The organism is Microbulbifer thermotolerans, assembly GCF_900112305.1.
Lineage (GTDB): Bacteria > Pseudomonadota > Gammaproteobacteria > Pseudomonadales > Cellvibrionaceae > Microbulbifer > Microbulbifer thermotolerans.
Genome location: NZ_FOKT01000009.1, coordinates 122,353 through 135,089, shown reverse-complemented (window position 1 = coordinate 135,089; position 12,737 = coordinate 122,353). Strand labels below are relative to the sequence as shown.

Sequence of the window (12,737 nt, the reverse complement as noted above, 5' to 3'; positions counted from 1 at the left end):
CGCGCGCAGGAGCCGCCGGCGGGCGCTCCTGCGGGTGCAGGAAATCCGATAAAAACAGTGTAGGCTGCAGAGACTCCGGCAGTTATTCAGCCGAGCAGTTGCCGCCAGTTTGTTTGAACGGTCTTTCTTTCCGCTGTGAATTGGTCACCGCTAACAACCCCTGGCAATTGTTGTAATGCCAGGCGATGACCTTCAGATCGGTAGGCTTTGTAGGCGTCGATCAGATGCCCGGCTTGGTGGGCCGGCATCAGGCCCGCGTCCCTCAGACTCTCGAGAATGCGAATATTGTCGGTATAACGCACTATCGATGGCGCTTTGTGCGCCCAGGCCAGAGCTGCATATTGAACCATAAATTCGATATCGACAATACCGCCCCGCCCCTGCTTTAAGTCGAAGGATTGATCGTTGCTCTTATCCAGGTGCGCGCGCATTTTGTCGCGCATGACGACCACTTCTTCGCGCAGTTTTTTTTCATCTTGCGGCTGGCAAAGCAATTCCAGTCGCAGCTGCTCAAAGGCCCCGCACAGCCGCCGGCTGCCCGCCACCGGGCGCGCGCGCACCAGTGCCTGGTGCTCCCAGGTCCAGGCATTTTCGCGCTGGTATTTCTCAAAAGCGGCGAGGGATGTCACCAGCAGGCCAGAGTTACCGGAAGGGCGCAAGCGCGTATCCACCTCATACAGGGGGCCACTCAGTGTGCGCGTTTGCAATATATGGATCAGGCGCTGAGCCAGGCGGGTATAGAAACGCAGGTTGTCGATGGAAGCCTCTCCGCCGGTGTACTGCATCGGATCGGCATCGTGCACAAAGACAAGATCCAGGTCTGATCCGTGCCCCAATTCAAGGCCGCCGAGCTTGCCGTAGGCAATGATCGCAAAGCGCATGTCCTCCCGGGACGCACCCGCGGGCGCGCCGTGTTTTTCCTCGAGCTGAGTCCAGGCCAACTGCAGCGACTGCTGCAATATCGCCTCCGCCAGCCAGGTCAGGGAATCGCTGACCTTCATCAGTGGCAGTGCGCCGCTGACTTCCTGGGCGGCAATGCGCAGGCTCTGGCTCTGCTTGAAGTGGCGCAGCGCCTCCATTTGCACTTCGAGATCCTGGGGATCAACTCTGAGCAGTTCACGGCGCAGCTCGTCGGAAATATCGGAGGCCTTCGCAGGCGCCAAAAGGCGCCTCGGGTCCAATAACTCGTCCAACAGTATCGGGTGCCTGGCCAGTCGCTCAGCGATCCACGGGGAGGCGGCACAGAGACGCAGCAGCTGTTTCAATACTGGCGGGTTTTCGTTAATCAGCACCAGATAAGCACTGCGGCGCAGTACCGCGCGCACCAGCGGCAGCACCCTGGTCAATGCCAACAATGGCTGTTGCTCCCGCGCTGCGGCCGCCAGCAGCAGCGGCATAAACTGGTCCAGGCGTTCTCGTGAGGCACTCGGCAGCGTCGCCACCACGGGCGACACCCTCAGCTCCGCCAATAAATCCAGCGCCTCATGCGCAGGCTCCACACCGGCGGACTCCAAAGTTCTCAGCGCTTCGCTGGCGGCAGGCTCACTGTCACAGCTGGCCCAGAGCGCTTCCCACTCTTCCGCGGCACTCGGCGGGGCAATGTCCTCCGGCGGGGCAATCACCGCGTCGAATTCCCGCTCTATCACCGCGCGCGCCTCGGTCAGCTCACCCCACAATTGCTCCCAGCTGTCTCGACCGAGAGCGAAGGCCAGTTTTTGCCGACGCTCCTCTTCCGCCGGCAGAGTCTGAGTCTGTTGATCGCGCTCTGCCTGCAGGGCGTGCTCTACCCGCCGCAACAACTGGTATGCGTCTGCCAGTTTTTGCGCGATACCGGGCTCCAGGTGACCACCACTCTCCAGCAGGGGAAGAAGCTGCAACAGATTGCGCTCGCGCAGGGCGGGTTCTCGGCCGCCGCGGATCAGCTGAAAAGCCTGAACGATAAATTCCACTTCGCGGATTCCGCCGCGGCCCAGCTTGACGTTATCGCCGAGGCCCCGGGCGCGCACCTGGCGCTGGATCAGGGTTTTCATCTCGCGCAATGCGTCTATGGCACTGAAGTCGATATAGCGGCGGTAAGTAAAAGGCCGCAGCAGCTCCATCAGCTCGGCAGCGGCATTAGCGTCACCGGCGACAGGGCGCGCCTTTACCATTGCGTAGCGCTCCCATTCGCGGCCCTGTGTCTGGTAGTAATCCTCCAGCGCCGCAAAGTGGCTCACCAGCGGGCCGCTGTCGCCATAGGGCCGCAGGCGCATATCGACGCGAAAGACGAAGCCGTCCGCGGTGATCGCATCCAGGGACTTAATCAGGCGTTGGCCCAGACGCTGGAAAAATTTTTGGTTGTCGACACTGTTTTCGCCGCTTGTCTCGCCCGGCTCGGGGTAGGCGAAGATCAGATCGATATCCGAGGACAGGTTCAACTCGCGGGCTCCCAGTTTGCCCATGCCCAGCACGATCAGGGACTGGGTATTCCCCTCTCTATCGCGCGGTTCACCGTAGCGGTTGACCAGTTGCCGGTAATGCCAGGCGAGTGCAGCCTGTATACAGGTTTCAGCCAGCTCAGTCAGGCGCTGGCAAACCCGCGCAATATCCCACTGATCTGCGAAATCCCGATAAATTACTTCGGCTGTAACGCGGTTTCTCAGTTTGCGCAATTCACGGTCGAGGCTTTCGTCATCGCCAAACTGCTCAATATCAATAGAAGCGAGACCCAAATCGTCATTTTGCAGCAGTTCGGGCAGTAACTCAGGACTGCGGCAGCACTGCCGATAGAAGAAGTCAGAGCCGACGAAGCTACGCGCCACAGCCCGCTGCAGGGATACATCCTCCAACAAAGTGTCTGTATTCCCGACGACATCTTCTCCTGCGGATTCCCGCCATTGAGTCCACCGCTCATTGAGTTGGTGTTGAAATTGTGACGGGCAAGATTCAATTCGTAGTGGCATTTCCGACTTCCTATCGCAGTCGCGTAATGTTATCTCGGCTCTGGGTTATCCTGCTAATCTTCTCCCCCTTCTCGAGAAGAGCAAGAGCATCTCCTGGCACACTATGACCACACGACGTATCATGTGCGGGAAATTGGCGCCAAACTTTACTATGTAATCCACCTTCGCCTCTCTCACCGTTACAGATGAAACAAGAATTAGCCTCGAAACCGGATTCCGAATCAGTAAAAGGCTTAAAGCAGCCGAAGTCATGGAAATTCGGAAATACCTTGGTCGAAGAAGGCAACAGCACTATTCATATTTGCGAAAACCCCGTCAATCTCGACTGGAGTTGCTACAGCGTTCTAATTGCGCTTCTGCGCAATAACGGTGAGCCGGTCAGCAAGCAGGATCTACTGGAGATAGCCTGGCCAGGCAAGGTAGTGCAGGAAAACTCCCTTGCCAAACTGATCGGGCGCCTACGCAAGAGCCTAGGCACCGATGGGCAAGCCCTGAAAACAGTGCATGGCTTTGGCTACCGTATCACGGCGCAATGCTTCATCAGCGCCGACGCGGCTATCGCCCCCTCCCCCGGACGCCCCACCAAACCATCTCGCCGGATCGCGCATTGGCGCCCCTGGGCTGGCGCAGCGCTGGCGGCCACGGTAGCGGCTACCTGGCTGGGACTGGAGCTCCGGCGCGAGGACGAAACACAGGAATTGCGTATCGGAGAACCGCCAAACACCATCGGTCGCGTGCTGTGGGTGGATGATCACCCGGAAAACAATGTGGCGGAAGCCCGCTACCTGGAGAGCCAGGGGATCGCGGTGTACCAAGTCACCAATAGTGTCGATGCCCTCAGAATACTGTCAATGTATGACAGCTATACCGCGGTGATCTCGGATCTCGGCCGCGGAGAAAAGCCTCTGGCAGGCTTCAGGCTTGTAGAAGAGCTGCGCAGAAGGGAAGACAATACCCCTTTTTTCCTCTACACCATTCTACCCAGTAATGCGCAGCGCGAGCTGCTCGCCGAACTCGGCGGCCAAGGCGTCGCCGCCACCCCACAAGACCTTTATGACCTGATCCTGCCGCTCTTCGAGCACAGCAATAACCAACCCGCCCACGCCCTATAACGCCTTCATCTTGATATGTCCTGCTCACCCTGCGGCCAGCGACCGCCAGGTGAGGAAACAGGCTAAACGGCCGCGATGAATTTACGTGCGCTTGTGGTTGGCTCCGGGCTGCTCAAGCCTCGAAGTATCTTTGCCGCCAGGATACAAATTAATCAGAAACGCCTTAATTCTTCCTCCAGTCATATCTCGTCACAACTTTTCACCGCTGATCACATCCTTTCAGCCATAGGAAAGACTCCCTTAAGCAGTGCCACTTAACCTTTCTTAACTCATCACTCTGACAAAGAAGTACTCCGAATGCCTCCTCTTCAGCCCGGCGCCATTCAGACACGGGACCGGGGCTCGGACTCCCAAGCCGCTAACAATAGAAAGGGCCAACGTCATGTCACCATCCCTAAATAAAATCTTACGTTTATCCACCACCGCACTACTGATCAGCACTTTGTCTGCATGCGGTGGCAGCAGCAATAACGACAAACAAGACAACCCAACTTCTCCACCGGTAAAAACGACTGATCCAAAAGATCCAGTCGAAACCGAAACTGGTGTTTTTATCGACAGCCCAGTGGTCAATATCGGTTATCGCACAGTAGATAGCGACGGCAATACAACCCACGAAGGGGTCACCAACGCCAATGGTGAATACGACTACGAGCCAGGTGACACAGTGATTTTCTTTATTGGTAGCCTGGAGTTTCCTCCGGCGGCCGCCATGGGAAAAGTGACCCCACTGGATATTGCCGGCACTACCGATACCTCCGATAACACCGTAATCAACATGGCACGCCTGCTGCAATCTCTGGATACGGATGGAGACCCGAGCAACAACATCACTATCAGCGACACGGCAGTGGGCAGCAAGGACCCCAATTTGTCCACTGAGGAATTCTTCGCTCAATCGCCTGAAGATTTCGCCACATCTTCAGTAGTCCAGTCTCTGATTGAGAATGGCGGGCAGGATCAAGTCGTCACTGAGCTGGTCAGCATGGAAGAGGCCCAAGCCCACCTGGAGAGCACACTTGAGGAAGAGCAGCTGGGCTATACCAACGAATACTCATTGACCGGAGGCTGGGTGCTGGATACCAGCGATGAAACCGGAAATGGTACCAACCACTTTATTTTCCTGGCTTTCGATGAGACCAACGGCACTTACCTCCATGTGGAGGAAAAGGAGTTCCCAGACGAAACCGAAGAGGGATTGGAATGGGGCTTCTACAGTCTGGGCTCGGACAAAGTACTGAAAGCCACCGAAATGATTTCTGACCAAAATGGAGGTATCGGTCTACACGACCCGGAAGACGGCGACTTCAACCAAGAGGATGGTGAATATATTACTTTCGAGGTCGACGGCAACGACGCCACCCTCAGTATTTTTGAGTCTGCGGAAAACGGCGAGGAAGACCAGTTAGCAGAAAGCATCCCCACCTACCGGGTAGTAGCCAACGGTCTGCAGGGTGTCTGGGTTGCCGACACCGAATCCTCCGATGCCCTTGAGGAAGGGGATCTAGTGATGATCGCTTTCCTGGAAAACGGCACCTATGTAGAAGCTGAGGACGACGGCGCCGAGGTGGGCAACTACAGCTACGATGCGGAAACCGGCGTAGTGACCATCAGCAACATTTTTGTTGACACTAATGAATACGGTCTCTCCGATTTTGTCGGCACCGCAGACCTGAAAATGTTCGTCAATGGCAACTTAATGACCTTTGAGACCAGTGAAGAACAGGTCATCTTCAATCGCCTTGGGGCCGGCCCGGCAGGAATTTCCTCCGGTAACGATACCGATACTGACAACAGCCAGACAAGCAATGACGACGGTATTCTCTTACACCTCATCTGGGGCGGTGATACCGAGGAAACCTATTGCGAAGAAATTCGTTGGGTCGAAGATAATGAAGTGGTGATGGAATCCGATGCTTCTGGTTCCTGGCAAACACTCGTAGAGACGATCAACGGATCTGTCTCCTATTACCCCGAAGTTGACCCGAGCCTGATTTCAGCGGGTGAGGGCCAGTGCCCGCAACAATACCGGACCCCCTATCGCTGCGCGGACGACAACTTCATCACCTATGAAGAAAATGCGGCAGCCTGTACTGATGTACTGGGCGGAGAACTGCTGTAGCGCCTCATCCCAACGACCTTTAAAACCAACAAGAAGTAAACAGGACTATTCATGAAGCCCTTACCCAGACACATTTCACTATGGGTCACCGCAACCCTCGGCGTCTCCGCGGCAGTCCATGCGGACAGTTTTGACGCCCGCGCCATGGGCATGTCCAGTGCAGGTGTCGCCACCGCCGACTACAGCCGAGCGGCCAGCCTCAACCCGGCCGCCATGGCCGGTTACGATAGGGACAACAGTCACAACCTGCACCTGGATCTGGGCCTGCAAGCATCCGACAAAGACGAACTGCTGGATAACGCTGAGGAACTCAGCGATACCCTCGACGAAGTGGATCAGATGCTGATAGGCGAAACCACCGCAGATACGCTGATCAACCAGCTGGAAGCCATCGACGACAGTCAGATCTGGTTACAAGGCGGCGGCGGCCTATCCCTGAGTCTCCCCATCGGCGATTACTCCACCAGCCTCTTCGCCCGCACTAACCTGATGCTGGCGGGCACCACGCTGGTGGATGACGGCGACGTGACCCTGATCGAAAATGCCCGAGACCTGAATGCAGTTTTCGACTCGGACAGCCTGAACAGCGCCGTTCTCTTACAGGGTGCCCTAATCACCGAAGGCGGGGTAACCATAGCGCGGCAGTTTGGCGATATGTCCTTCGGCATAGCACCGAAACTGCAACAGGTGGAGACCTTCGAATACCTGACGACCGTGGCGGACTTCGATGACGAGGAGTTCGACGCAGACGAATACCGCAGCGAAGATTCCGGCTTCAACCTGGATCTGGGCTATCAGCAAGCGTTCGGCAATTGGCAGGTAGGCGCCACCCTCAGCAACCTGATCGCCAAAGATTACAAAACCATCTCCGGGGAGAAGGTGACACTGGAGCCGCGTCTAACGCTCGGAGGCGGTTACCGCAACGGCTGGCTGACCGCGGCATTTGACATAGATGCCAACGCGGCGGAAATCCCCGGTCTGGGTGCAGACACTCAGTTCGCGCGGATTGGCCTGGAAATGAATGCCTGGGGCTGGGCCCAGCTGCGCCTCGGGTACAAGACCGATTTAAAATCGGCAATGGATGACACCGTCTCCCTGGGCCTGGGGCTCACGCCCTTCGGTGTTATCAATATGGATATCTCGGCACTCTACGGAGATAACGACACCTACGGCGCGGCAATGCAGTTTGGCGTCAACTTCTGAGCAGTCTGGCCGTTTTCGGACAAGGAAGTCCACCCTAAAACGCAATATCCGGCGGCGGCGCGACCCGCAGCACCTCTGCAACAGTAGTGATACCCGCCGCCACCTTGCGGGCACCGGATAACCGCAAACTGTTCATTCCCTCGCGCATCGCCTGGTGCCGCAGCGCCTGCAAATCGCAGTCCGCAGTCACCAGCGCCTGGATGGATTCGGTGAACGGCAGTATCTCGTAGATTCCCTGGCGGCCGAGGTAGCCGGTGTTGCGGCATTCCAGACAGCCCTCCGGCCGATATGTGGTTTCCGGCAGCGGCGCCTTCCACGGGCGCACCAGCGTTTGCCAGTCCTCTTCACTGATAGTGCCTTTGCGCTTGCAGGCCGGACACAGAGTACGCACCAGCCGCTGCGCCATAACCCCGATCACCGTTGATTTCAACAAATAGTGCGGCAGTCCCAGATCCAGCAGACGAGTCACCGCGGTGGGGGCGTCGTTGGTGTGGAGAGTGGATATCACCAAATGCCCGGTAAGTGCCGCCTGCACCGCCATCTCGGCAGTTTCCAGATCGCGGATCTCACCCACCATGATAATGTCCGGGTCCTGGCGCATTAGCGTGCGGATACCCGCGGCAAAGTCCAGGCCGATGCTGTGCTGCACCTGAGTCTGATTAAAGCTCTCCTCCACCATCTCGATCGGGTCCTCGATGGTGGACACATTCACTTCACTGGTGGCCAGCTGTTTGAGGCCAGTGTAGAGGGTCGTGGTCTTGCCGGAGCCAGTGGGACCGGTAACCAGTACAATGCCGTTGGGGCGTGACAACATCTTCTGCCAGCGCGCCAAATCCTCGCCGCCGAGGCCCAGGTCCGCGTATGAGCGCGCCAAGACCTCGGGATCGAAAATACGCATCACCAGCTTCTCGCCAAAGGCGGTAGGCAGTGTAGAAAGACGCAGCTCCACCTCGCTGCCGTCCTGGCGCTTGGTTTTGATGCGACCGTCCTGGGGCTTGCGCTTTTCGGCAACGTTCATTCGCCCGAGAATTTTCAGGCGGCTGGTCACTGCCGCATTGACCGCGTCCGGTAACTCGTGAATTGGATGCAAGACACCGTCAATGCGGAAGCGGATACGGCCCACCCCTCGACGCGGCTCTATATGAATATCACTGGCGCGCTGATCAAATGCGTGTTGTAACAGCCAGTCGACGATATTGACAATGTGCTGATCGTCGGCGTCCGGCTCGTTCAGCTTGCCCAGCTCCAGAAGCTGTTCAAAATTCCCGGCAGATGAACTGCCTTTGAGACCACTGGCACCGGAGATTGAGTTGGCGAGGGAATAGAACTCGACGCAGTAGCGCTGGATATCCGCCGGATCGGCCACCACCCGCTGTACGGTGCGACCGCTGGTGTGTTCCAGCTGCTCCTCCCAGCCGCTGGCGTAGGGCTGCGCGGTGGCGACCAGTAGCATCTCCTTCGTCGCTTCGACACAGAGAATCTGGTGGCGCTTGGCGAACTGAAAACTCATTACCTCGGTCACAGCGCCCACATTCACCTTCAGCGGGTCTATATGGTAGAGGCCGTGCGACGAGGTATCCGCCAGCCACTGGGTCAAGGTAGCCGCGTCCAATACCTTGCCAGGGCGCCTCTGATTTTGCAGCTCACAGCTGGCGATATAGCTGAGCGGGTGCATCTGCGCCTGCTCGGCGGTGCGCGGAGTGCCGATCAGGCGATTGGCGTCCTGGCGGCTCACATAGCCCTGGGCTACTAAGTCGTCCAGCAACCCGGGTAAATCCAGAATCCGGTTCACCGCTTTGCTCACTGTCATAGGGAAAACCCCCGTCTATCCTTTTGCTGCCAACCGCGCATTGTAGCTTTATCCGCACCCTGCAACAGTGCGCTGTGACCGCTAGGTTACCGATTTTGCGGCAACTTGGGGTACCATGCCGGCCATTTCGCACCCGAGGGTTCCCTGAAACTCACCGCAGTGGCACTGCGGGGGCACTCAGTGGTTCCCAGATGTTCTACAAAGGAGCTCACCATGCCCCTGTCCAATATCGCCAACCTGTTTGGCCGCTCGCCGATAAAACCGATCGAAAAGCACATGGCCACGGCCCACGAGGCCTCGGCGGATCTGGTTCCCTTTTTCGAGGCACTGATGCGCGGAGACCTCACCGAGGCGGAAATTGTGCAGCAACGCATCTCCGCCGCGGAGAACCGCGCCGACGACATCAAAAAAGACCTGCGCTTACACTTGCCTGACAGTCTGTTTATGCCGGTATCCCGGTCCGACCTGCTAGTGCTGCTGCACGCTCAGGACGAGGTGGCCAACACCGCCCAGGATATCGCCGGCTTGGCGATCGGCCGCAAGATGCAGATTCCCGCCCCTCTCCAGCCGCTGATGAAGACCTTCGTCGACAGCGCCGTCGCCACTTCCGCGCAAGCCCTGCGCGCGATCAACGAATTGGATGAGCTGCTGGAAAGCGGTTTCGCCGGCCGCGAAGTGGATATCGTCCGGCGTATGATCGAAGAACTGGACGAACTGGAGCGCAAATCCGACAAGCTGGAAGTGGAAATTCGTGCAGCCCTGTTTGCCATCGAGAAAGACCTGCCGCCGGTGGATGTGATATTCCTCTACCGGATTATCGAGTGGGTCGGCGATCTGGCCGATCGCGCCCTCAGCGTGGGCAACCGCTTGCAGTTACTGCTGGCGCGTTAACGGGGGATCGACAGTGGAAATTCTGAGTCAATACGGGAATATCCTGCTGATTCTCGCCTGTGTATTCGGCTTTTTTATGGCCTGGGGAGTAGGCGCCAACGACGTGGCCAACGCCATGGGCACCTCTGTAGGCTCTCGCGCCCTGACCGTCAGACAGGCAATCGTCATCGCCATGGTGTTCGAGTTTGCCGGAGCCTATTTGGCTGGCGGCGAAGTGACCGCCACCATCCGCAAGGGCATCATCGATGCCCAAGTGTTCACGGATCAACCGGAGCTGCTCGTCTACGGAATGCTGTCGGCACTACTGGCGGCGGGTACGTGGCTGCTGATTGCCAGCCTGCTCGGCTGGCCGGTATCCACCACGCACTCCATTGTCGGTGCCATTGTCGGCTTCTCGGCCGTGGGGATATCCATCGAAGCGGTGGCCTGGGGCAAGGTGGTATCCATCGTCGCCAGCTGGGTGGTATCACCGCTGTTGGCCGGCACCATTTCCTTTCTGCTGTTCCGCAGTGTCCAACGCCTTATTCTCGATACCGCCGACCCCTTTGCCAACGCCAAGCGCTATATCCCCATGTATATGTTCGCGGCGGGCTGGATGGTGTCCATGGTCACCCTCACCAAAGGGCTCAAACACCTGTTTAAGGATTTGGATATAAAGCTGAGCTTCTTGCAAGACGCCGGCATCGCCGCACTGGTGGGCTTGCTGGTGATGTCCGTCGGCATCGCCATGTTGAAGCGCATCAAACGCAACCCGGCTGAGGAGCAGAGCAACCGCTTCGCCAGTGTCGAGCGTCTCTTCGCAATCCTGATGATTTTCACCGCCTGTGCCATGGCCTTTGCCCACGGCTCCAACGACGTGGCCAACGCCGTGGGACCTCTGGCCGCGGTAGTCAGCACGGTGCAGAGTGGCGCGGTATTGGCCAAGGCAACCATGCCGTCATGGATTTTGCTGCTGGGGGGAGTGGGAATCATTGTCGGGCTGGCCACTTACGGTTTTAAGGTAATGGCCACCATCGGCAAAAAGATCACCGAACTGACGCCCAGCCGCGGCTTTGCCGCAGAGCTCGCCGCTGCGTCCACTGTAGTGCTGGCCTCCGGTACCGGCCTGCCGGTATCCACCACCCACACACTGGTCGGAGCGGTACTGGGGGTAGGACTGGCCCGGGGTATCGGTGCGCTCAACTTGCGTATGGTCAGCACCATTGCCGTATCCTGGGTGGTTACTTTGCCCGCAGGTGCCGGTATCGCAATCCTGTTCTTCTTTTTCTTCAAGGGCGTATTCGGCTAGAAACAGCTGGTTCCACCCCAAGCACTTTGATAAAAAGGAGGCGCAAAGCGCCTCCTTTTTTTATGCACGGGAATAGAGATTCCCGCACTTTGCGCACAGCCGCCCATGCGACACCCGCGGTCCGATACTAAAAAGAGGAAAGGGCCAACAAAAGGAAACCACCATGGTCAAACCGCTTCCGGATCTGAAGCAGCAACTGCGGCAACTGGTCGCCAGCCCCAGCATCAGCGCCACCGACCCCGCTCTCGACATGGGCAACCGCGGAGTCGTTGAGCTTCTGGCGGTCTGGCTGGAAACCCTGGGCTTTAATGTCGAGCTGATGCCAATCGCAAACCAGCCGCAAAAGGTCAATATGATCGCTACCCTCGGCCGGGGTGACGGCGGCCTCGTGTTGGCCGGGCACACAGACACAGTGCCCTTCGACGAGGGCCGATGGCAAACTGACCCCTTTCAGTTGGTGGAGCGGGACAACCGCCTCTACGGCCTGGGAGCCACTGATATGAAAGGCTTTTTCCCGATCGCTATAGAGGCTGCAAAAACTTTTAGTGACAAACCGCTGCGGCAGCCATTGATCGTGCTTGCCACCGCTGATGAAGAAACTTCGATGGCCGGCGCCCGCGCCTTGGTTAAAGCCGGCCGGCCCAAGGCCCGCTATGCCGTAGTGGGCGAGCCCACCGGGCTCAAACCCGTTTACACGCATAAAGGCGCCATGATGGAGGCGGTACGTATTACCGGCCAGTCCGGCCACTCCTCCAACCCGGCCTTGGGCGCCAATGCTCTGGAAGCGATGCACACTGCTATCGGCGAATTGTTGAAATTGCGCGGAGAGTGGCAGCAGCGTTACCACAACCCCGGTTTTGCCGTACCGGTTCCAACAATGAATCTGGGCTGCATCCACGGTGGAGACAATCCGAACCGGATCTGTGGCCATGTGGAATTGCAGTTTGATATTCGCCCCCTGCCAGGCATGGCGCTGACTGACCTGCGCGCGGAACTGCAACAACGCCTGCACGCATGTATCGAGGACGAAAAAATCAAACTCGACTATGCGCCGCTGTTTGCGGGCACCGAGGCCTTCGAACAGGATATCCACTCAGAGTTGGTAAAAACCGCCGAAAAGCTCACCGGCAACAGCGCCGAAAGCGTGGCCTTCGCCACCGAGGCCCCCTATTTGAAAAGTATGGGGATGGACACCATCGTTCTGGGGCCGGGCGACATCAATCAAGCCCACCAGCCAGATGAGTTTCTCGGGCTGGAGCGTATCGAACCAATGGTATCGATACTGCGCGGACTGATCGCAAGATTTTGCCTTTGATGCAGCAGGAAAAAGTACTCATGAGTCTTTTTAGGTGGCAATCCCACTTCGCTC

8 protein-coding genes are annotated in these 12,737 nt (G+C 57.8%); 6 read left to right on the top strand and 2 right to left on the bottom strand.

Annotation, left to right across the window (positions count from 1 at the left end):
- Positions 1–86: 86 nt before the first annotated feature.
- A complete protein-coding gene (glnE, locus tag BM155_RS14770; RefSeq protein ID WP_074903946.1) occupies positions 87–2,942 on the bottom strand; it encodes a bifunctional [glutamate--ammonia ligase]-adenylyl-L-tyrosine phosphorylase/[glutamate--ammonia-ligase] adenylyltransferase in 2,856 nt (951 codons plus the stop codon).
- Between the two features lie 185 nt (positions 2,943–3,127).
- On the opposite strand from glnE, the gene BM155_RS14765 reads away from it, so the two are divergent.
- From BM155_RS14765 to traF, 3 genes are all read left to right on the top strand, one after another.
- Complete coding sequence (locus tag BM155_RS14765) at positions 3,128–4,054, top strand: winged helix-turn-helix domain-containing protein (RefSeq protein ID WP_067155875.1); 927 nt, start codon at positions 3,128–3,130, stop codon at positions 4,052–4,054.
- Between the two features lie 382 nt (positions 4,055–4,436).
- Positions 4,437–6,176 (top strand): hypothetical protein, encoded by a 1,740-nt coding sequence (locus BM155_RS14760; protein ID WP_074903944.1) that lies wholly within the window; start codon positions 4,437–4,439, stop codon positions 6,174–6,176.
- Positions 6,177–6,227: 51 nt separating this feature from the next.
- The gene (traF, locus tag BM155_RS14755; protein WP_083421217.1) at positions 6,228–7,379 is read left to right on the top strand and encodes a conjugal transfer protein TraF; all 1,152 of its coding nucleotides are present in this window, start codon (positions 6,228–6,230) and stop codon (positions 7,377–7,379) included.
- A gap of 34 nt (positions 7,380–7,413) precedes the next feature.
- On the opposite strand, the gene tfpB is transcribed toward traF, so the two are convergent.
- Positions 7,414–9,189, bottom strand: coding sequence for a type IV pilus assembly ATPase TfpB (tfpB, locus tag BM155_RS14750; protein ID WP_067155885.1), 1,776 nt, complete (start codon positions 9,187–9,189; stop codon positions 7,414–7,416).
- Between the two features lie 213 nt (positions 9,190–9,402).
- Here tfpB and BM155_RS14745 point away from each other — a divergent pair, with 213 nt between their 5' ends.
- The 3 genes from BM155_RS14745 to argE all read left to right on the top strand — a co-directional run bounded on the left by BM155_RS14745 (position 9,403) and on the right by argE (position 12,683).
- A complete protein-coding gene (locus BM155_RS14745; protein WP_067155888.1) occupies positions 9,403–10,080 on the top strand; it encodes a TIGR00153 family protein in 678 nt (225 codons plus the stop codon).
- A 13-nt stretch (positions 10,081–10,093) separates the two neighbouring features.
- On the top strand, positions 10,094–11,368 hold the full coding sequence (locus BM155_RS14740; protein WP_067155890.1) for an inorganic phosphate transporter: 1,275 nt from the start codon (positions 10,094–10,096) through the stop codon (positions 11,366–11,368).
- A 163-nt stretch (positions 11,369–11,531) separates the two neighbouring features.
- Positions 11,532–12,683: an acetylornithine deacetylase gene (gene argE, locus BM155_RS14735; protein WP_074903940.1), complete on the top strand. Its 1,152-nt coding sequence runs from the start codon at positions 11,532–11,534 to the stop codon at positions 12,681–12,683.
- Positions 12,684–12,737: the final 54 nt, after the last annotated feature.